Source organism: Dyadobacter sp. BE31 (genome assembly GCF_031457695.1).
Classification (GTDB): domain Bacteria; phylum Bacteroidota; class Bacteroidia; order Cytophagales; family Spirosomataceae; genus Dyadobacter.
On the sequence record NZ_JAVDXA010000007.1, the window covers coordinates 328,750 to 351,225 of the forward strand.

At 52.7% G+C, this 22,476-nt stretch carries 16 protein-coding genes and 1 riboswitch; of the genes, 13 read left to right on the forward strand and 3 right to left on the reverse strand.

What is annotated here, in order from left to right:
* Nucleotides 1-18 precede the first annotated feature (18 nt).
* From J2Y43_RS29175 to J2Y43_RS29215, 9 genes are all read left to right on the forward strand, one after another.
* On the forward strand, nt 19-1,446 hold the full coding sequence (locus J2Y43_RS29175) for a RagB/SusD family nutrient uptake outer membrane protein (RefSeq protein WP_309990956.1): 1,428 nt from the start codon (nt 19-21) through the stop codon (nt 1,444-1,446).
* 18 nt (nt 1,447-1,464) lie between these two features.
* Nucleotides 1,465-2,937 (forward strand): sulfatase, encoded by a 1,473-nt coding sequence (locus J2Y43_RS29180; protein ID WP_309990959.1) that lies wholly within the window; start codon nt 1,465-1,467, stop codon nt 2,935-2,937.
* Between the two features lie 24 nt (nt 2,938-2,961).
* Nucleotides 2,962-5,301, forward strand: a complete 2,340-nt coding sequence (locus J2Y43_RS29185; protein ID WP_309990962.1) for an arylsulfatase — start codon at nt 2,962-2,964, stop codon at nt 5,299-5,301.
* Nucleotides 5,302-5,325: 24 nt separating this feature from the next.
* Nucleotides 5,326-6,948, forward strand: coding sequence for an arylsulfatase (locus J2Y43_RS29190; RefSeq protein WP_309990965.1), 1,623 nt, complete (start codon nt 5,326-5,328; stop codon nt 6,946-6,948).
* A gap of 54 nt (nt 6,949-7,002) precedes the next feature.
* Nucleotides 7,003-8,367 carry a sulfatase-like hydrolase/transferase gene (locus tag J2Y43_RS29195; RefSeq protein ID WP_309990969.1) on the forward strand — a complete coding sequence of 455 codons (1,365 nt, stop codon included), beginning with the start codon at nt 7,003-7,005 and terminating at the stop codon, nt 8,365-8,367.
* Between the two features lie 189 nt (nt 8,368-8,556).
* Complete coding sequence (locus J2Y43_RS29200; protein ID WP_309990972.1) at nt 8,557-9,939, forward strand: sulfatase; 1,383 nt, start codon at nt 8,557-8,559, stop codon at nt 9,937-9,939.
* A 15-nt stretch (nt 9,940-9,954) separates the two neighbouring features.
* The gene (locus tag J2Y43_RS29205) at nt 9,955-11,385 is read left to right on the forward strand and encodes a sulfatase (protein WP_309990974.1); all 1,431 of its coding nucleotides are present in this window, start codon (nt 9,955-9,957) and stop codon (nt 11,383-11,385) included.
* On the forward strand, nt 11,382-12,848 hold the full coding sequence (locus J2Y43_RS29210) for a sulfatase (protein WP_309990977.1): 1,467 nt from the start codon (nt 11,382-11,384) through the stop codon (nt 12,846-12,848). The genes J2Y43_RS29205 and J2Y43_RS29210 overlap by 4 nt, the downstream gene beginning before the upstream one ends.
* A 1-nt stretch (nt 12,849) precedes the next feature.
* Nucleotides 12,850-14,223 carry a sulfatase gene (locus J2Y43_RS29215; RefSeq protein ID WP_309990981.1) on the forward strand — a complete coding sequence of 458 codons (1,374 nt, stop codon included), beginning with the start codon at nt 12,850-12,852 and terminating at the stop codon, nt 14,221-14,223.
* Nucleotides 14,224-14,239: 16 nt separating this feature from the next.
* Here J2Y43_RS29215 and J2Y43_RS29220 read toward each other — a convergent pair whose 3' ends face one another.
* Together J2Y43_RS29220 and J2Y43_RS29225 are read right to left on the reverse strand one after the other, a co-directional pair.
* The gene (locus J2Y43_RS29220) at nt 14,240-14,602 is read right to left on the reverse strand and encodes a hypothetical protein (protein ID WP_309990984.1); all 363 of its coding nucleotides are present in this window, start codon (nt 14,600-14,602) and stop codon (nt 14,240-14,242) included.
* Nucleotides 14,581-15,000: a hypothetical protein gene (locus tag J2Y43_RS29225; protein WP_309990987.1), complete on the reverse strand. Its 420-nt coding sequence runs from the start codon at nt 14,998-15,000 to the stop codon at nt 14,581-14,583. Before J2Y43_RS29225 ends, J2Y43_RS29220 begins: the two co-directional genes overlap by 22 nt.
* Nucleotides 15,001-15,203: 203 nt before the next feature.
* Nucleotides 15,204-15,297, forward strand: a riboswitch (SAM riboswitch).
* 116 nt (nt 15,298-15,413) lie between these two features.
* Between J2Y43_RS29225 and J2Y43_RS29230 the strand changes: the two genes are divergently transcribed.
* From J2Y43_RS29230 to J2Y43_RS29245, 4 genes are all read left to right on the forward strand, one after another.
* The gene (locus J2Y43_RS29230; RefSeq protein WP_309990990.1) at nt 15,414-16,592 is read left to right on the forward strand and encodes a cysteine desulfurase family protein; all 1,179 of its coding nucleotides are present in this window, start codon (nt 15,414-15,416) and stop codon (nt 16,590-16,592) included.
* A 140-nt stretch (nt 16,593-16,732) separates the two neighbouring features.
* The gene (locus J2Y43_RS29235) at nt 16,733-19,927 is read left to right on the forward strand and encodes a SusC/RagA family TonB-linked outer membrane protein (protein ID WP_309990993.1); all 3,195 of its coding nucleotides are present in this window, start codon (nt 16,733-16,735) and stop codon (nt 19,925-19,927) included.
* 14 nt (nt 19,928-19,941) lie between these two features.
* Nucleotides 19,942-21,384, forward strand: a complete 1,443-nt coding sequence (locus J2Y43_RS29240) for a SusD/RagB family nutrient-binding outer membrane lipoprotein (protein WP_309990997.1) — start codon at nt 19,942-19,944, stop codon at nt 21,382-21,384.
* Between the two features lie 230 nt (nt 21,385-21,614).
* A complete protein-coding gene (locus J2Y43_RS29245) occupies nt 21,615-21,869 on the forward strand; it encodes a hypothetical protein (protein ID WP_223405107.1) in 255 nt (84 codons plus the stop codon).
* A gap of 6 nt (nt 21,870-21,875) precedes the next feature.
* On the opposite strand, the gene J2Y43_RS29250 is transcribed toward J2Y43_RS29245, so the two are convergent.
* Entirely contained in the window at nt 21,876-22,445 is a 570-nt protein-coding gene (locus tag J2Y43_RS29250) for a hypothetical protein (RefSeq protein ID WP_309991005.1), read from the reverse strand.
* Nucleotides 22,446-22,476: the final 31 nt, after the last annotated feature.

The window sequence follows — 22,476 nt, forward strand, 5'->3', positions numbered from 1 at the left end:
GACCACCATTGACAGCATATGAAAAAGATACTATTACTGATACTCGCCATTTTCAGTTTCACCGCCTGCACGGACTTGAACGAGGATCCTGCCTCCCTCATTACCACCGAACAATTTTACAAGACCGAAAGCGACGCCCTCGCCGCCGTGACGGCCGTATACAATGCTGCATTGAACAACGGCGGGCTTACGATGTATAACCGGCTGTTTCACCTCGCATTCGAAATCATGTCCGACGACGCCATCGCGGGCCTGCGTGTAACGAATGCCGACGTGCGCACGATTTCCGTACTGGCGCATTCTACCACCAACGACCGCGTGGATGAGCTGTGGAGGGAAAGTTATGTGGCTATTAACCGGGCCAATATTGCCATAGCGCGCATTCCGGGTATTGAAATGGACGCCGCTCTGCGCGCCCGGCTTGTGAATGAAGCGAAGTTTTTGCGCGGGCTGCTGTATTTCAATATGGTGCGGCTTTGGGGCGATGTTCCGCTGATCCTCGAAGAAAATAGCTCATTGAGTAACGAGGCGATTCAGGTGGCGCGCACGCCCAAGGAGGATGTGTACAAGCAGATTATCCAGGACCTGACCGACGCGGAAGCATTACCCAATTCCTTTACCGGAGCCGATGCCGGCCGGGCTACCGGCGGTGCCGCCAAATCCATCCTGGCGAAGGTGTACCTGACGCGCCAGGAATGGGACAAAGCTGCTGCAAAGAGCCTCGAAGTGATCAATGGCCCTTATGGTTACGATCTGTTCGAGAATTTTGCGGATGTTTTCAATGTGGCTACCAAGAACGGGAAAGAGCATATTTTCTCTGTACAATGTAAATCCAATGTCAATGGGCAGGGCAACCGCCTGGCTTCGTCGGCCACGCCGGTAGGGATACCCGGGGTGGCATCGGCGGGGACGGACGAGCCTCATGCCGATGTGTATAAGCTGTTCAGTGAGAAGGACAAGCGCCGCGATGTGACGTTTTTTACTTCGCTTGTAAGCCCTACCACCGGAAAGGAGATCACATTCCCGCCGCGCTTTTTCAAGTATTTTGATCCTGCGCAGATCGTGAACCCGACGGAATCGGCCAAGAACATTCCGGTGATACGGTTTGCCGAGATACTACTGATTTATGCAGAGGCATTGAACGAGGGTAATGGCCCCACCGCCGATGCGTATGCTGCCGTGAACCGCGTTCGCAAGCGCGCGGGATTGGATGTATTGTCGGGTTTGAGCAAAGACGAGTTCCGCGAGGCGGTCTATCACGAGCGCCGTTTGGAGTTGATGTTTGAGTTCCAGCGGTGGTTCGACCTGATCCGCACCAAGCGGATGATCACTGCATTGCACGCTGCCGGCAAAACCAACGCCGCCGAGAAACATTACCTGCACCCGATCCCACAACGTGAAATGGATTTGAACCCGAAGCTGTTGCAGAACCCGGGTTGGGAATAAAGGTTTTAAACATTGGAAATGATGCAAAGGACCATTCTGAAAATAGCCGTTTTGCTGAGCTTGTTACCCGCCTGTGCGAAGGCACAGGCAAAAGATCAGCCCAATATCCTCTTCATCCTTGTCGACGACTGGGGCTGGACAGACCTGAGTTCGGCGGGGAGCAAATACTACGAAACACCGAACATCGACCGGCTCCGGAAAGAGGGGATGTGGTTTTCGCAGGCCTATTCCGTGGGACCGAACTGCGCACCGAGCCGCGCGTCGCTGATGACGGGCAAATACACACCGCGCCACGGTATTTACACCGTAGGTAATTCCGATCGCGGCTATTCGGTGGATCGCAAACTGATCCCTGTCGAGAATAACACGGTTTTGAACCCTTCATTGGTAACCATCGCAGAGGAGCTTAAAAATGCGGGTTACAGTACCGGCCTGATCGGCAAATGGCAGCTGGGCGGGAAAGGCAAGGGCGCCGATGCACATGCACAGGGATTTGAGCATGTAATAGCCGGGACAGGAGGCACGAGCGCCTATTTTTATCCTTATAATAAAGATGGAAAGGCATCGCCGCACGAAGGCATTACCAGCGGCAAGGAGGGGGAATATCTCACCGATAGGCTAACCGACGAGGCCCTGAAGTTCCTGGATAATCATCAACAGAAACCGTTTTTTCTATATCTGTCGTACTTCGCCGTGCATACGCCCATTGAGGCTAAGGCGGATATTATTTCCAAATACAAATCCAAAAAAGGAGACGCCTACCACTATAACCCTGTTTATGCGGCGATGATCCAGAGCGCCGATGAGGGAATAGGCCGTGTTTTGAAACAGCTCGATGCCTTAAACCTGACTGAGAATACGCTCGTCGTGTTTTTCTCGGATAACGGCGGAATGGGCGCCGTAACCGCCCAGCACCCGTTGCGCGGCTCCAAAGGAATGCTTTATGAGGGTGGCGTACGCGTGCCGCTGATCGTGAAATGGCCGGGCAAAACCAGGGCCGGCTCACAGACCGACACACCGGTGATCGGCATTGATTTTTACCCGACATTGCTGGAAGTGGCCCATATTCAAAAACCGTTGAATGCGGATCTGGACGGACAAAGTTTCGCCCCGCTTCTGGAAGGCAAAACGGCTGCGCAGCGAGATATTTTCTGGCATTTCCCTGCCTATCTCGAAGCCTACAAGGGCGACAAGCGCAACAAGGACGCATTCCGCACGAGGCCGGCAAGTACCATTCGTTCCGGTGATTTCAAGCTACACCAGTTTTATGAAGACGGGCATGTAGAACTGTATAATATCCGCGCGGACATCGGTGAAACGAAAGATTTGGCCGAATCCAATCCGGGTAAAACCAAAGAGCTGAAAGAGAAGCTCGAAGCCTGGAAGCAAAAGACCAACGCGCCGGTCCCCACTCAATTGAACCCGGAATATGCGCCAGGAAGCGCTTCCGGCGGTGCATCGCCGCACGGCGCCGGAGCTTCTGAGGAATAGTCATTTTTTTAATACCCCGATAAAATGAAGAACCTGTTTAAAATCAGTGCGGTAATGCTTGCCGGCGGTCTGGCCGTTCAGCCGGTGTTGGCGCAGCACAGCCCTCAGCAACCCTGGAACGGCAAGGCCGGTAAGACATTGCAGGAATCGACGCCGTTTCATATTCAATACAATAAAAAGGCTGCGAAAGGCGCGCCCAATGTGGTGTGGATTCTCATTGACGACGCGGGTTTCGGCGCTACGACGGCATTTGGCGGACTGGTAGAAACCCCGAACATCGAGAGGCTGGCGAATAACGGCTTGCGGTTCACCAACTTCCATACCACCGCCATTTGCTCGCCTACGCGCGCAGCCCTGCTTACGGGCAGGAACCATCATTCGGCGCACGTGGGTCTGCTGACGCCCGCCGCGGTTGATTTTCCGGGGTATGATACCTACATCCCTTTCGAGAAAGGTACTGCCGCCGAGGTGTTGCGGGAGAATGGTTATGCTACATTCGCGTTAGGTAAATGGCACCTTACGCCGGTGACCGAAAACTCACAGGCGGGGCCGTTCAACCGCTGGCCTACCGGGCGCGGATTTGATCATTATTACGGCTTCCTGCCCGGCGCCACCGACCAGTGGCATCCCGAGCTGTGGGAGGATGTGACGAAGCTCGATATCGAGCCGAATACCAGGCATTTGAACGAACTCCTCGCCGATAAGGCGATCAAGTACATCGCCAATCAAAAATCCGTGGATGCCGACCGGCCGTTTTTCCTGTACCTCGCGACGGGCGCCACGCATTCGCCCCACCAGGTAGCGAAAGAGTGGATTGACCAGTACAAGGGCAAGTTCGATATGGGCTGGGACAAATACCGCGAGATTGTGATCGAGAGGCAGAAGAAACTGGGTATTATCCCGCAAAACGCCGTACTGCCCGAACGTAACCCGGGCGTGAAAGAATGGGCTGCATTGACCGAAAAAGAAAAGAAGGCCTATGCGCATTTTATGGAAGTTTACGCGGCATTTTATACATACACCGACTATGAGATCGGGCGTATTGTGAATTACCTGGAACAGATCGATCAGCTGGACAATACCGTCATTGCGGTGATCCTGGGTGACAATGGGGCGAGTAAGGGCGGTACCGAGCATGGTACCATCAGCCCGCAGATCAACCGCCTGCAAGGTGAAGCACGCATTGACGCCATTCTGAATGCCCGTGATCTGATCGGTACCGACGAGTCGAGCACGGATTACCCTATCGGCTGGGCGGCCGCGGCCAATACGCCGTTCCGTTACTGGAAAGGCGATGCCAACACCGAGGGCGGTACGCGCAACCCGATGGTGCTGTATTATCCCAAAGGCATTAAGGAGAAAGGAGGCATCCGTAATCAGTACGGGCATGTGAACGATATTTTGCCTACGACATTGGAATTGGCGAAAGCCGAGGCGCCGAAGGTGATCAACGGCTATAAACAGGAGCCGTTTGAGGGGACGAGTCTTGCCTATGCGGTGGATCAGAAGAATGCACCTTCGCGGCACACGGTGCAATATTATGAGATCGCCGGTGCATTATCGATTTATAAAGACGGCTGGAAGGCTTCGAAAGGGCATTCGGTTTGGGAAGGTTTCGACGCGGGCAGCAAGGCCGATCCGTCGGGCAAGTCGGTGGATTTCAGCAAAGATGTGTGGGAGTTGTATAACCTGAACGAGGATTTCAACGAGCGCATCAATCTCGCTGCTAAAAATCCGGAAAAGCTGAAAGAGTTGCAGGCCGTTTTCGATCAGGAAGCGAAGAAGTACAACGTGTACCCACTGAAAGATTTTACCGCTCATGATATGCCTGCCGGGCGGACGGTTTATGGCAAAGTGCCCGAAATTACCCTTTTCCCGGGCATCGATAACCTCGTGGGCGTAAGTAGTCCGTTGTACGACGGACGGTCGTTTACCGTGGATGCGGAAGCGGATATTGCCACGGGCAAAGAGGAGGGCGTACTCTTTGCGGTAGGAGGGGAAAAGAGCGGTATCAGCCTGTTTGTGAAGGACGGGAAGCTACATTATGCGCACAAAACTGCCCGGGATTCGTATCACGTGGCTTCCAATGCCGCCATTCCAACCGGCCGGGTGCATTTCAAACTAATATATGAATTTACCGGACCTTCGGAAGGCAGCAAGTCGGTAGGGAAGGAGACGGTTTATATCAACGACGAAAAGATAGGCGAGCGCAGCTTCGCGGCTACGCAGGCACAGGTGCAGGGACCGCGGCAGATCGATGGTACGGACGTCGGCCGCGACCAGAAGTTCCCGGTTTCGGACCAGTACCAATCGCCATTCGCATTTACAGGCAAGTTGAAGAAGGTCACAATCCGGTATCAATAAGTTTTTGAAATAATCATTTATCCTATGCTTAAAAAACGAATCAGCTGGCTTCTGCTGGCGGCTGTACTCACTGCCGCGCAGACTGTTTTTGCCCAAAAGAAACCCAATGTGATCGTGATCCTGGCCGACGACCTGGGCTATGCGGATCTGGGTTGTTACGGCAGCGAAATCCCGACACCTAACCTCGACGAACTGGCCCGGAATGGCGTAAGGCTGACCAATTTTTACAACACCGCCCGCTGCTGTCCCACGCGCGCGGCCCTGCTCACCGGGGTGTACAGCCATCAGGCGGGTATCGGCCATATGATGGACGACAAAGGCGCCGACCATCCCGCCTACCGAGGGCAACTGAACCATAACAGCGTGACGATCGCCGAAGTCATGAAAAGTGCCGGTTACTTTACTGCGATGACCGGTAAATGGCACGTCGGGCACCAGCATGGTGTGTATCCGTCGAACCGTGGCTTCGACCGCTCACTGCACGCACCTGCGGGCGGTTTTTATTATGCTAATGGCAACAATGCGAAGCTGTACCTGAACGGGCAGGAAATCCCCAACGACTCGGACAAGCTGCCGAAAGACTGGTACTCGACCGATCTTTGGACGGATTACGGCCTGCGCTTCATCGACGAGGCGGTGGCTGAGAAAAAGCCTTTTATGCTCTATCTCGCTCATAATGCGCCGCATTTTCCATTGCAGGCACCCGAAGCGGACATTGCCCGATTCCGCGGTAAATACCTGAAAGGCTGGGAAAAGCTGCGCCAGGAGCGGTACGAGAAGCAAATCAAGCTCGGCTTGGTGGACCCGTCGTGGAAGCTGCCGCCCATTAACCCGAATGTGAAGAAATGGGACAGCCTGAGCGACGCGGAGAAGAAACGTTACGACGACATGATGGCGATTTACGCCGCGGTGATTTACCGGCTCGACAAAAGCATCGGCGACCTGGTAGCCGGGCTGAAAAAACGCGGTGTGTTTGACAACACCGTGATCCTTTTCGTGTCCGACAACGGCGGTAATGCCGAGCCCGGTATCGAAGGCCGTTATGAGGGCGATCAGCCGGGTACGGCTCAATCCACGGTGTTCCTCGGTCAGGGTTGGGCGGAAGCGGCTTGCACGCCATTCTGGGCCTACAAGCACCACACGCACGAGGGTGGCATTTCTTCCCCGGGCATTATTTCGTGGCCTGCGGGTATCCCTGCCGCGCGCAATGGCAAATTTGAACGCCAGCCGGCCCACATTATCGACATAATGGCGACGCTGGTGGATCTCGGCAGTGCGAAATACCCTTCTACTTATGCTGGCAATACGATCCAGCCGCTGGAAGGTGCCAGTCTGAAACCTGCATTTACGGGCAAGCCTGTCAACCGAAAGAACCCGATTTTCTGGGAACACGAAGGCAACCGCGCCATCCGCGACGGCAAATGGAAACTCGTGGCGGAAAAAACCGAGAAATGGCAGTTGTACGACGTGGAAAAAGACCGGACGGAGTTATACGACCAGTTCGACAAACAGCCCGAAATCGCCAAAAAGCTGGTGCCTAAATATGAAGAATGGTACAAACGCGTCGGCGCGGAGGATTATGACAAGACTTTCAAATGGTTTTATGATTACGACAAAGCCAAGCAACAGGCAGGCAGCGGAAAGTAACATTTCACCATTCATGACAACATCTGACTATTTCATGACCACATCTGACCCTATATGACTAACAAAAGACACCTAACCCTGCTGCTCACGCTCCTCGCATTCGTACCGGCCTGGGCGCAAAAGCAAACGCCCAACATCGTCCTCATCCTGGCCGATGACATGGGCAAAGAATGCATTGGAACGTACGGGAGTACCTATCAGACCCCGAATATCGACCGACTCGCCAAAGAGGGTTTGAAATTCAATTACGGCTTTTCGCAACCGCTTTGCACACCTTCGCGGGTGCAGATCATGACCGGGAAGTATAATTATAAGAATTACTCCGAGTTCGGTTTTCTGAACCAGGACCAGAAGACTTTCGCGCACCTGGCGAAGGAAGCCGGTTACACTACGGCCATTGCCGGCAAATGGCAGCTCGGCGCGAACCAGAAATTGCCGAAACACTTTGGATTTGACCAGTATTGTTTGTGGCAGCTCAGCAAGCCCAGGCGGGAGGGCGAGCGTTACGCCAAACCGCTCATCGACCGCGACGGGGAGATATTGAAAACGGATGCCGACGACTACGGCCCGGATATCTTTACGGATTATATGCTCGATTTCATCGAAAAGAACAAGGACCGCAAGTTTCTGGCCTATTTCCCGATGGCGCTTGTACACGATCCTTTCCTGCCTACTCCCGAGAGCAAAAGCTGGAAATCGGACGTGGAAGGGCGTTTCAAAAAGGATACGGCCAATTTCAGGGATATGGTTTCTTACCTCGATAAAAATGTAGGCAAGATTGTGCAGAAGCTGAAAGACCTTGGACTGTACGAGAACACCATCATCATTTTTACCGGCGATAACGGCACCGGTCGGCCGATTGTGACACAATTGAAAGACGGCAGTAAGCTGCAAGGCGGCAAGGGGCTGACGATCGATCGTGGCCATCATGTGCCGCTGATCGTCAATTGGGGAACCGGCCGCTACAAAACCCACGAAACGAACGATTTGGTTGATTTTACCGATATCCTTCCGACCATCGCACAGGCCACGAATGTGAAAGTGCCGGTCGGCTGGAATACCGATGGTACCAGCATTCTGCCACAGATCAGAGGCGAAAAAGGGACGCCCCGGAAGTGGATATTCTCGCATTACCAGCCCATCCATTCCGAAGCGGCCAACAGGCAATCGGCCCGTTTTTTCAGGGACCGCCATTACAAGCTCTATTCCGACGGCCGTTTTTACGATTTGCAGAAGGATATCGAAGAGAAAAATCCGATTGCATTGGGTAAGGCGGGCACGGAGGGTGAAAAGATCAGAAAGGTGTTTCAAGCCGAAATGGACAAGCTGCCGGCCTGGAAATTCGGTGATCCGGGTGTAGCGAAGGTAATACTGCCCGGCTTGGAGCCCGATCCAGCATTCGCCGATAAAGCGGATTGAGGTAGGCAGGAGGCCCCTATGGAGCCCGCACGTAAAGGATAATTGTATTGCTGGAAGCAGGAAACCGCTCCGTGGTCGGCGGCGAATGCCAGCTCCGGAGGAGCAACCTGTTTGTAGCAAAAAAGATACCGCAAGATTTCAAGACTCCGTCGGAGTCGCCTTTTTAATGATCAAAGTAAAATAATGAAAATGGTAAAGAACTATCGGGTCGCTATCGGGGCAATGCTATTAAGCATTTGGGCGATGACCATACCCGCATTCGCCCAAAACACTCAATACAATGTCCTGTTCATTGCGGTCGATGATATGAACGACTGGATCGGGCCGTTTGGCGGGTATCCGGGTATCAAAACGCCGAATATCGACAGGCTGGCGAAGAAAGGTGTTGTTTTCAAAAGGGCCTACTGCTCCGCGCCTGCGTGCAACCCGTCGCGTGCGAGCCTGCTCACGGGGGTGAGGCCGTCGAGCTCGGGGGTGTACCATAACAACCAGCCCTGGCGGCCGGTTTTGAAGGACGCCGTCACCATTCCGCAATATTTCACCGCCAACGGGTACGAAGTAAAGGGAGCGGGCAAGATTTTTCATAATGCATTCAACGACAATGCTTCGTGGCCTTCCTATTTTGATGTACCAAAATCTCCCGAGCCGCCCCGTGCACCGGTTAATGGCTTCGCGCATTTCGATTGGAGCCCTGTGAATGTGCAGGATGAAGATATGGGTGATTATAAGGTGGTGAATGAGGGAATTGGTTTTCTGAACGGCCAGCATGAGAAACCCTTCTTCCTGGCGGTTGGTTTTACGCGGCCGCATTTGCCGTGGTATGTCCCGCAAAAGTATTTTGATCAATATCCCTTATCCGATATTAAACTGCCGAAAACGATTGCCAACGATTTGCAGGACGTGCCGGATGCCGGCGTGAAAATCGCCAAGCCGAAGGGTGATCACAAGTTCATCGTCGAGCATAAGCAATGGGAGAAGGCGGTGCAGGGTTACCTGGCGAGCATTACGTTTGCCGACGGGCAGATTGGCCGCCTGCTGGATGCGTTGGAGAAAAGCACGTATGCCAAAAATACGGTCGTTGTTTTCTTCGGCGACCACGGCTGGCACCTGGGCGAGAAGGAGCATTGGCGGAAGTTTGCGTTGTGGGAAGAGGCTTCGCGCGTGCCGTTCATTGTTTATGCGCCGGGTTTGTCGAAAGCTAATGGCGTTTCCGAGCGCACGGTGAACCTGATGGATATTTACCCGACGCTCACCGAATTGTGTAAATTACCTGCCAGGAAAGGGGTAGAAGGTAACAGCATCGTGCCGCTCCTGAAAAACCCTGCGACGGCGTGGAACCACCCTTCCGTTACTACGCATGGATTGGGCAATCACGCGGTGCGTTCTGAAAAATACCGCTATATCCGCTACAACGACGGATCGGAGGAACTTTACGACCACGATACCGACCCGCAGGAATGGAAGAACCTGGCTGCTGACACGAAGTATGCGTCGGTGAAGGCCGAGTTGGCAAAGTCTTTGCCCAAAACCGATGCAAAGGACGCTCCGACCGTGAAGGAGGGCAAGGAATAATTTAAACCACAACCTATGATGAAAAAATATGCATTGCTGGCGCTGGCTGCGCTTTCACTTACTCCCTTTGCTGCCTCGGTAGCCGCGGATGGCGACGATAAGGCCAAGCCGAAGTACAACGTCCTGTTTATCGCGGTCGACGACCTGAACAACGACCTGGGTACCTACGGGAACACATTTGTGAAATCCCCGAACATCGACCGGCTGGCCGAGCGGGGCGTGCGGTTCGATAAGGCCTATACGCAGTTTCCGCTTTGCAGTCCCAGCCGTTCGTCGCTGCTTACGGGCCAGCGGCCGGATGTGACCAAGATCTACGAGTTACAGACGCATTTCCGGAAAAATCTGCCCGATATCGTTACCCTGCCGCAGCTTTTCAAGAACAACGACTATTACAGCGCAAGGGTTGGCAAAATATACCATTACGGCGTGCCGGGACAGATCGGTACCGACGGCCTGGACGACCCTGATTCGTGGAACTACCGTGTGAATCCCAAAGGACGCGACAAAACCGAGGAGCCATTGATCAAAAACCTTACACCCGACCGGGGGCTGGGGAGCGCACTGGCGTGGCGCGCGACGGAGGGTACGGACGAGGAGCAGACCGACGGCATGATCGCCGGTGAGGCGATCAAGATCATGACCGAGAAAAAGAACGAGCCGTTTTTCCTTGCCGTGGGCTTTTTCAGGCCCCATACACCTTATGTGGCACCTCAGAAATACTTTGATATGTACCCGGTAGACCAGGTACCGCTGCCTAAGGAGATCCCTAACGACCTGGACGACGTTCCAGAAGCTGCATTGTTTACCAAACCGCCGCACTGGGGCCTGGATGAGGCCAAGCGCCGCGAGGCATTGCGGGCCTATTATGCTACGATCACATTTATGGACGCGCAGGTGGGCAAGCTGATCGACGCCGTCGATAAACTGAAATTGGCCGATAAGACCATCATCGTACTGTGGAGTGATCATGGCTATAATGTGGGGCAGCACGGCCAATGGATGAAGCAGAGCCTTTTTGAAAACTCCGCGCGCGTGCCGCTCATTATTTCGGTTCCGGGCGGTACCAAGGGAAAAGCTTCCGGCCGCACCGTGGAGCTGGTCGATATTTATCCGACGCTGGCCGAGCTGTGCGGACTCGATCCGAAGCAAAATTTGCAGGGTAAAAGCCTGACGCCATTGCTGAAAAACCCGGCCGCTCCCTGGAACAAGCCGGCCTATACGCAGGTGCGGCGAGGCCAGATTTTTGGCCGCAGCGTACGCACGGAGCGTTTTCGCTACACCGAATGGGACGGCGGGAAAGCCGGTATGGAATTGTATGATCACCAGAAGGATCCGGGAGAATTTACAAACCTGGCGAAGGATAAGAATTTCGTGATTACAGTTAATGAACTGGCTGTTTTGTTGAAAAAAGGTTATCCCGAAACAGAGCAAGAGACTGGAAGATGATTTCAAAATATCAATATGCGATCCGGTTGTCGGTCGCCGGCATTGTGCTGGCGATGGCGACCGGTTTTGCCTGGAAAGCCGACAAGCCGCAGGCGTCGCGCAGGCCTAATATTGTGATCGTGCTCGCCGACCAATGGAATGCACAGTCGCTTGGGTACGCAGGCAATGCGGATGTCAAAACGCCGAATCTCGACAAACTGGCGCAGCGAAGCGTGGTGTTTACAACCGCCGTGTCGGTGATGCCGGTATGCAGCCCCGCACGTGCGAGCTTGCTCACGGGCCAGTACCCGCTCACGCACGGCGTTTTTTACAACGACCGCCCCTTGCGCAATGAAGCGCTCACATTGGCCGAGATTTACAAAGAGGCTGGTTACGCGACCGGCTACATCGGGAAATGGCATATCAACGGGCAAGCCAGCCATGAAAAGCTGTTCGCTGCCCGTAACCGCGCCGTCCCGCGCGACCGCCGTCAGGGTTTCGATTACTGGAAAGCCCGCGAAGTGACGCACGATTACAACAGCTCCTTCTACTTCGATGAAAATGATGTGCGCCATGAATGGCCCGGCTATGATGTATTTCCGCAAACCGACAGTGCTATCAGTTTCATCGACAGAAATAAGAACAACCCGTTCGTGCTGGTGCTGTCCTGGGGGCCGCCGCACGATCCTTACCAGACCGCGCCGGAGGCTTACCGCAAAATGTATGATCCGGCCAGGCTGAAACTCCGCCCGAATGTGCCGGATTCGCTGCAAGCCAAAGCCCGGAAAGACCTGGCAGGTTACTACGCCCATTGTACAGCGCTCGACAAATCGGCCGGTGATCTTTTAAATGCATTGAAAAGGGCTGGTATTGAGGAGAATACGATCCTGGTTTTTACTTCTGACCATGGTGATATGCTTTATTCGCAGGGCAAAACAAGGAAGCAGAAACCTTGGGATGAGTCGGTGTTAGTGCCGCTGCTGGTGCATTATCCGGCGGGTTTGGGAAATGTGAAGCGGGAGCTTGCTCTGCCTTTTTCTAACGTCGATATATTACCTACTTTGTTGGGGATCAGTAATATGGAAATCCCGGAAAGCGTGGAGGGAACCAATTATGCGGCTATCCTGGCCGGCCGGCGGAAACCGAAGGGCAATGAAGCCGCGCTGATCCAGGTGCCAGTGCCGTTTCATGAAAACAATTTCCTGGATGGCGGAAAGGAATACCGCGGTATTCGCACGGAACAATACACCTATGTGAGAGATTTGAAAGGTCCATGGCTTTTGTATGATAATGCCAAAGATCCTTATCAATTGAAAAACCTCATAGGCTCACCGGCGTACGCACACGTACAGGCGAAACTTGAAAAAGCGCTCCGGGCAAAATTGGCTGACGCAAAGGACCAATTCCTGACTGCCGATGAATATATGCGGCAATGGAAGTACCGGTACGACGGCAAGGATAGTCTCCGGGTGAGTGGTTTGTAATATGCAAAAGACCTTGATCATCATCGCGCTGGTGCTTGTCAGCACCTGTGCAGCGCTCGCGCAGCAGGCCAAAAGGCCGAATATCATCTTTTTGCTCACCGACGACCACCGCTGGGACGCGCTCGGAGCAATGGGGAACAAAATCATCCAAACCCCGCACCTGGATGCGCTGGCGAAAAGGGGCATTTTATTCCGGAATGCGCATGTTACTACCGCAATATGCATGGTGAGCCGCGCCAGTTTGCTAAGCGGACAATACATGTCCAGGCATGGGATCAACGATTTTGGCACCGATTTCAAACCGGAAGCCCTTGCTCAAACCTACCCGGCATTGCTGAAAAAGGCTGGTTACAAGATCGGTTTCATCGGGAAATTCGGCATCGGGGTAAAGAACCAGCCCGACACGTTGTTTGATTACTGGGCGGCCAAAAAGGAAGGCCAACCGCAGTATGTGCTGGTCAATGCGAGCGGCCATACCATTCACCACACCGATAGCGTGGGGAAAGATATTGCGCAATTTCTGGACCGTTTTGCGGGTAATGAGGCACCTTTTTGCCTTTCTGTAAGTTTCAAAGCGCCGCACGAATTAGACGGTAATCCGCCTCAGTACCCTGTTCAGGAGCGTTTTAAGACTTTATATGAAGATGTAAAAATCCCCGAACCGCTCACCGCAGCCCCGCAATACTGGGACAGCCTCCCCGCATTCTTCCGCACAGATCAGAATATCGGTCGCGACAGATGGAAGCCGCTGCTTTCAACCCCGGAGCTTCGCCAGCAAACCACCCGTGAATACTACCGGCTCATCAGCGGTGTCGACGAAGTGGTGGGTAATGTGGTTGCGCAACTCAAAAACCTGAAAATCGATCAGAACACGCTCATTATTTTCATGGGCGACAACGGTTTTTCACTCGGGGAACATGGCTTGGAGGGAAAATGGTTTGGTTTTGGAGAATCCATCCGGGTACCCCTGATCATTTCCGGCGGGGCATTGCCCAAGAGTTTCCAAGGCAAATCATCATCCCAACTCGCATTGAATATTGACATTGCGCCTACCATTCTTTCATTCGCGGGAATACCTGTGCCATCCGCAATCCAGGGGTACGATCTTCTCGCAGCCGAGCAAAAGAAGCGATCTGCCCGCAAGGACTTCCTTTATGAACACACCTATCTGGGAAGCCCGCGTTTGCCAAAGGTGGAAGGCGTTGTGAGCGGTGATTTGAAATATATGCTTTACACCGAGCACGGGTATGAGGAGCTTTATGATACGGCAAAAGATCCCCACGAGACAGTGAACCTGGCGAAGCGCTCTTCGAAGAAACCCACGCTGGAAAAGCTACGGAAGCGGTATGAGGAGTTGAAGAAGGAGGTGAAATAACGAGGGTAAAAGCGACTTACTCGACTGGGTACAGCTGAGGCAATTTCCGTTGAATGCCGATGTAGCCTTCATATGGATAGTCTTCGAAATCGTTGTATTTGAGATCATCGAGAACCTCTACGTTGTCAAAAACACGAACACGCTCGATCATTCCGCGGTCTTTAATAGCAAGTTTTGACCAAAGAAGTTTTATGATTATTTCTATCTTGTCGTATTTGTGTACTCCTGAAAGCGATGGGGCACTCACTCCCAGCACAAATCGGTTTTTTGCCATTCCATGATGAGCTGGGGCGAGTCCGATCGCGTTTACAATCAAACCATCATCTTTTGCCTCTTGAAACACTTTGGTAAGTGTCTCTACCAGTTCTTTTGCAGCCATTCTATTACAATTTTTAATGAAAATACGAAAACTTTTGCTTTCCCGGCCTGACATGCCAGTTCGTATCTGCGTTGCTCTGACCAGTCAGACACCAGCGACCAACTTATTTGAAAACCGGCATCAGTACGACATTTTTCTTCCAATGCACTAGCCATACCAGCTAGTATCATAAGATCGGACAGATCATGTACCATGAAAGACTTCGCAATATGTCTGGGGACTTCGTCTTTTTCGAAAATTTCTATATTCAGTTTTTTGCAGACAATGGCTTTAAGTCCCAGCTCAATCGCATATCCGCCAATATAGTAAGCCGCGCCAGCATGGCCGTTCGCGATGAGGCATTCCGCATCGCGCAGCCGCTCGAAAGCCAGTAATTTCAATGTTGCAGCACTTGCCAAAGTTTGAAAAGTTTAGCTTGATGATGAATTTTTCCCCGCAAACTAGGCTCTGTTCAGCTTAGGTAAACGATCAAATGAGCAAAGCCGCGGGATCGATGTGCAAGCGGCTCTCAAAACGGCATCCGCAAATTTTTTTCGCTATCCTTAATGTCACCCCTTGCATTCTTAAAATCTTTTATCAATCTTTGTCTATCGAATTTATAGATTTATTGAGAACGAAGGGAGAGGTTAGGCTCTGTGATCTTCTGGCAACCTGTGACTCGTCAAGGTGCCCCAACCTAATTCTATTGATAAATCTGAAAATCCAACCACAGTAGTAAACTGGTATTGTGCACTGAATCAGGGTTGGTCAGGCCCGGGAAAATCTGTGCCTTGCCGTGAATAAACTTTGATCAACAACAAACCAGAGACACATGGAAATTTACCTGGATAATGCGGCTACGACCGCCCTGGACCCGGAAGTGATTGAGGCGATCCTGCCATTTTTGACCACCCACTATGCCAATCCTTCATCGGCACACGGTGCGGGGAGAAGGGCAAAGGAGGCGATAGATCAGGCGCGCCGTACGGTAGCAAATCTGCTGGGCGCTTTGCCGGAAGAGATTTACTTCACAGCCGGTGCGACGGAGGGGATCAACCTCGTGCTCTCGGGGGCAATCCAGGCTTACGATCTTAGCCATGTGATCACAAGCCGTATCGAGCATAAGGCGGTGTTGCAAACATTGAAGCGGCACGAGAAAGAGGGCGACATTGAAACAAGCTTCGTGAAGCTCGACGAACGCGGTAATGTAGATCTATACCATCTCGAAAACCTCCTGCGGGCGAACCCGCGCACGCTTATTGCGCTTATGCACGGGAACAATGAGATCGGGAACCTGACGGACATCCATGCGATTGGTGTGTTGGCCCGTCGGTACAATGCGGTGTTTTTTACCGATACGACGCAAACAATGGGCAAGGCACATTTCGATTTGCAGGAGGCTGAGATCGACTTCCTCGTAGGCTCGGCACACAAGTTCCACGGTCCGAAAGGCGTGGGTTTTGTTTATATCAAGCAAAAACACCACCTGAAACCGCTGATTTACGGCGGAGGGCAGGAGCGTGGCCAGCGCGGCGGGACGGAGAACGTAGTGGGTATAGTGGGACTGGCGAAGGCATTGGAAGTAGCTTACCGCAACCTGGAAGCGAGCCGCAGCAAGGTCTCCAAGCTGAAACAATATCTGGTGTCGAAGCTGGCAATCAGCGGAATAGAGGGGATTTGCTATAACGGAGAGAGCAAATCGATCGAAAACAGCGTCGCTAATGTGCTCAGTGTGTCGTTTCCCTGTTTGAGCACGGGGAGCCTGGTGACCAAGCTGGACCAGGTCGGTATTCAGGTTTCAGGCGGGAGCGCTTGCCAGGGTGGCGGTGCGTCGCATGTGATACAGGCGCTGGCGTGCGAGGCCGATAAGGAGAACGTGAGGTTCTCGTTCAGCAAGTTCAACACGTTCGAAGAGCTGGACCTGGTGGTGGACGCCATTATGCGGATATACGAATCGGACCCCGTGGTTTTGACGCGTACGGGCTGGAAAAGGATCGCGAGCCTGGCGTAGCAGACAATTTCCCAGAAAATAGCGGCCTTAGCATTGGAAATAATATCGTTTTATTACATTTGTATATTAAATCTATAAAATAAGTAGAGTAAATAATGAATCACAAACTTTTAAGCTGTCCCTAACTTCCAATCCACATCATGAGAAGAAATTTAGTACTGATTTTCCTCCTGTTCAGTGTCGCCTGGCTGCAACCGGCAAAGGCGCAAACGATCCCGGTGACCGGTAAGGTCACTTCCACCAGCGGCGAAACGCTGCCCGGCGTAACTGTCCTCATCAAAGGCACTTCCAAAGGTACATCCACCAACGGCGACGGCAGCTACGCCATCGAAGCCGACGCCGGTTCAATATTGAAATTTTCGTTTATCGGTTTAAAATCCATTGAATTGCCCGTCCCGCGCGACGGCAAGCTCGACGTCCGGCTCGAAAGCGACGAGACGATTTTGCAGGAAGTGGTGGTAACAGCGCTCGGCATCGCGAAAGAGAAGAAATCGCTCGGTTATGCGGTGCAGGAGTTGCAGACCAAAGACGTGGCCGAAGCGCGCGAAGGCAACCTCGTGAATGCGCTTTCGGGCAAGATCGCGGGTGTGAACATCACCAACAGCCAGGGCGGAATGGGCTCGTCGCGGATCGTGATCCGGGGCGAAACGTCAATCGCAGGTAATAACCAGCCGCTTTTCGTGGTGGATGGAATACCGGTTGATAACTCGCAGCTGGGGGCTGGTGCCAACGGTTCGCGTGATTTTGCGAATGCGATTGCCGACATTAACCCGAACGACATCGAGTCGATCAGCGTGCTGAAAGGGCCGAATGCGGCTGCATTGTACGGTTCGCGCGCTTCCAATGGGGTGATTTTGATTAAAACTAAAAGTGGGAAAGGTACGCAGCGCGGACTGGGCGTGAATGTGAATTTTGGTTATTCTTCGGAGAAGCTATTGGTGTTGCCTGAATATCAGAATGTTTTCGGGCAAGGAACCGGTGGGGCCTTCTCTTATGTGAACGGTAAAGGCGGCGGTGTCAACGACGCCACGGATGAAAGCTGGGGCCCGAGAATGGACGGCCGGCTGATTCCGCAGTTCTTCTCGAATGGCGAGGCGGTACCGTTTGTAGCGCACCCCGATAATGTCAAAAACTTTTTCGTAACAGGCCACACCCGCACCACAGGCGTGTCGGTAGCAGGCTCGAACGACAAGGTGGATTACCGCTTTTCATTCAATAACAGCAAGCAAACCGGCGTGATCCCGAATACGGATATTTCCAAAAACTCATTCGGGGTAAATACCACCTACCGCTTGAACGACAAGCTGACACTTTCTACCAGCGCGAATTTTGCCCGGAACAGCTCTGATAACCTGCCTGGTACATCGGGCCGCGGGAGCAGCGTCATGCTCCAATTCCTGTGGTTTGGCCGGCAGGTGGATACCGAGTTGTTGAAGGATTACAATAAAGGCGGTTTCGACTACAACTGGAACCACAGCTATTACAGTAACCCTTACCTGCTGCAATACGAAAACACCGCCCAGCAGCGCCGCGACCGCTTTTTCGGCAATGTGAATTTGAATTACAAAATTACCGACTGGCTCACTGCCAATGTGCGTACAGGCAACGACTATTATAACGACAAGCGCAAGTTCAAAGTCGCTTACGGCACCAATGGCACGCCTTATGGCTCGTACACCGAGGATAGCTACGTGGTGAATGAGAACAATACCGATTTCAATTTCAACTTCCACAAGAATGTAAGTACTGATTTTGAACTCGATTGGCTCGTGGGCGGTAACATCCGCAGCAATTTCAACGAGCAGAACTACCAGCAGGCGCCCCGCCTGGCGGTGGCCGATCTCTACACGCTGAATAACTCGCGTGACCCCCTGGTATCCTATAATGTGCTTCGTAAACAGAAGGTTTACAGTGCATTCAGCTCCGCGCAAGTAGGTTTCCGCAACTATGCGTTCTTGAACCTCACGGCGCGTAACGACTGGTCGTCGACATTGCCAACCGGTAACAACTCTTACTTCTACCCGTCGGTGAATGCCAGCTTGGTATTGACCGATGCATTCGATATCAAAAGCAATGTGCTTACCTATGCCAAACTTCGCGGTGGCTGGGCCGAGGTGGGCAAGGATACCGATCCTTACCAGCTCGTGAATACCTTCCCCTTTAACCAGCCGTTTGGCAGCGCACCTTTGCTGACCGTTTCGGATGTGTTTTTGAGCGAAAATTTGAAGCCGGAAATCACGCAGTCGACTGAGATTGGTGCGGATATAGCCTTATTCCGTAACCGCGTTCGGTTGGATGTAAGTTATTATAATACAGATAGCTATAATCAGATTTTGCGCGCGGATGTAAGCCCCTCGACGGGTTACAAGCAGAAACTGCTCAATGCAGGCCATATTAATAACCGTGGTATCGAGGCGATGCTGAATGTGAAGCCGATTGAAACCGAATCAGGTTTTAAATGGGATATCGGTATCAACTTTTCGAGAAACCGCAGCAAAGTGGTAGAGCTCGATGACGAAGGCTTCCTGAACGACTACAAACTGGGTACCAATGGTGTGACCGTGTATGCAAGCAAGGGCCTCGGCTACGGCGCCATCTTCGGCTCGGCATTTGCCCGGGACGAAAACGGCGAGCAGATCATCGGTGCCAACGGCTTGCCTACCAAAAACCCTAGTTTGCAAGTATTGGGCCATTATACTCCGAAATGGATGGGAGGGATCAACAACTCGTTCTCTTTCAAAGGTTTTAACCTGAGCGTGCTGATCGACACCAAGCAGGGCGGCTCCATTTACTCCGCTACCAATGCGACCGGCCGCTATACCGGCGTGCTGAAATCAACCTTGCCCGGCCGCGATGCGGACCACGGCGGGCTGATTTACTATTACCCTGGCAACAACAAGGCGGGTGTGGCAGTGCAGGTGGCTAACGCAGCGGCAGCTCCCTCGGGCGCGGTCGTGTACGACGACGGTATCATTGCAAAAGGTGTAACGACCGATGGCAAGCCGAACACGGTGATCGTCCCGGCGGAGCGCTACTACAAAGGCGTTTACAGTAACAGCGCGGGTATCAACGAGGCGAGTGTGTTCGATGCTTCATTCATCAAGCTGCGCGAGGTAAAACTCGGCTACACCGTTCCGCAGGCATTCATTTCCAAATTCAAACTGCAAAGCCTGACCCTCTCGCTATACGGACGTAACCTGGCGTTCTTGCAAAAGAAAGCGGACAATATCGATCCTGAAACGGCCTTCAACACCGGTAACACCGGCCAGGGCCTCGAATCGTTGCAGCTGCCCACGACCGCTTCTTACGGTTTCAATCTTTCCATAGGCTTTTAAATTGACCCATATTTATGCGTACCCATAACATTACCAAAGGATTTGTCATCGCTGCCGTCGGCCTGCTCTTGACGGCTTGCCAGGATCAGCTCGAGGAAACCAATACCAACCCGAACGAGGCGATTAAAGCACAGCCGGAATATTTGTTGGCGAATGCGATCAAATCCAATGCGGATCTTACCCTCGGCTCGGATGCCTCGATGGAGACTACAACGCTGTTTATCCAGCATTGGGCGAAAATTCAATATACCGATCCCGACAAGTACACTGTAAGCATTTCGAATGTGCAGAACGTCTGGACGAACCTCTATTCACAGGGATTGACGGACTTTGCGACCATCATCAAACTCGGAGAGGAGAGCGGCAATACCAATTACCAGGCGGTGGGCCTGATCCTGAAATCCTGGTCGTTTCAGTTACTGACCGATTTGTACGGCAACATTCCGTACAGCCAGGCACTGCAACTGAACGAGACGCTCACGCCGAAATATGACGCGCAAAAGGACGTTTACATCGGTCTTTTGAATGATCTAAAAAAAGCGACCGAGCTGATCAATACCAACGGCTCGCCCATCAGCGGGGACCTTGTTTACAATGGTAACCTCACCAAATGGAAGAAGTTCGCGAACTCCCTGCGCCTGCGCATCGCATTGCGCATTGCCGACAAGGAACCTGAAATCTCCAAAGCGGTGGTAGCAGAGCTCGCCAAAGACAAAAGCGCCCTCATTGCTTCCAACGATGAGATTGCGCAGCTGGTTTACCTCGCATCGCCGAACCAGAACCCTGTCTCCCGCGACCGCGAAACGCGCGACGATTACCGCGTCAGCAAATCGATCATCGATAAGTTGCAGGAGCTGAAAGACCCGCGCCTGGCTGTTTTTGCAAACAAGACCGTAGATGCGACCCCTACCGGCTACATTGGGGTAACCAACGGCCTTCCCGCCGATTCTGCGGCGAAGCTGGGTTTTACAAAAACTTCTAAACTCGGTGATTATTTTACGGCAGCGGCTTCCCCGGCGGTTTTCGTGAGCTACTCGGAAGTTTTGTTCAACCTCGCGGAAGCGGCCCAGCGCGGGTTTATTACCGAAAATGCAGCGGATCTGTATAAGGCGGCGGTTACGGCTTCTTTGCAGCAATTCAAAGTGGGTAATGCGGATATTGCCGCTTACCTGGCCCAACCATCGGTAACCTACGATGCCGCGAACTATAAAAAATCGATTGGCGAGCAGAAATGGCTGGCGTTGTTCAGCCAGGGACTCGAAGCATTTGCAGAATGGCGCAGGCTGGATTATCCGCAGCTAAAACCGGCCTATGCAGGTGTTCTGAACGGAAAATTGCCCGTCCGCCTCACATACCCGACCGGTGAGCAGGCGCTCAATGCGGCCAATTACAAAGCCGCCGTTGCCGCCCAGGGCGAGGACCGCCTGACGACGAAGCTTTGGTTCGACGCATTCTGATTTTAACAAAATTTAATGTGCGTTGCTGGCACTTAACTGGACTGCGAGGCGTAATGATAGTAGTGACCGCCGCCGGCTGACCGCTGACCGCCGACTGCTTAGGTCAAAAATAAGAACGGCGGTCGGCCGTCGGCCGTCAGCCGTCGGTGGTCAAACAAAACAGCTATCGGCGGTCGGGCGTCGGTCGTCAAAAAACATATTCTCAACAAACCACATAAACATCAAGACCAATGAGCAAAACCTTTTTTCTCCGGATCATTTACCGGAATGCCGGGAATCTGCACAAAATCACTTCCAGTGTGGAATCCGTAAACGGGGCGAAAATCAAGCATTTGAACTTTATCAGCAGAGGCAAAAGTTTCGTGGGCGTGATCGCGTTCGAAGCATCTCAACTGATCGACTTTGAAAAAATCATGACGCTGATCCGCCGTAACCGCGACATTTCAGAAGTTGAACGGATTATGGATAGCTCACTTTGTTGTTGACCGTGATCAGAATGTGATCCCAAACTGAAATCCTATCGTGACGGATGCCGGGTGCCCGTTCCCGAAGCGGAATGGCACCGGTACCGCTACAAAATAGCCGCTGTTCTTATTTTTCTTCACGATTTTATTCAAAACCGGCGTGAAGCCGTACCTCCCGGCCGTTTCAAATGCGGCACGACCGGCGAAGGTAAGCCCGGGTGCTAATGTTACGAGAATGCCTGGGTGGAAGAGGAAATTGGCCATCCTGCTCGTACCCTTCTCAGCCCTTACCAATGGCACAAATTCGGCGGAGAAGCCGATTTTAGGACTTTTCCAGATATTAATGCCGGTAGGCAATCCAACTACATAATAGCTATCGAAATTGGTGGTGGTACCCTCGTCGCTAAACGTCACGATCGGGTGCAGAATGCCTACATAACCAGCTACACGCGGGTACGTAGGTGCAGGGGCGGGCGCCGGCGCGGTTGCGGGTGCCGACGCAGGTTGCGCCGGCTGTTGTGCGTACGAGACGTCATTAGCTAGTGAAATAAGAACAGAGAACGTAATAAGGAGTTTTCCGGTAAAATGACGGAGCATAACATGGGATTTTAGATGAAAGCGGGGTAAA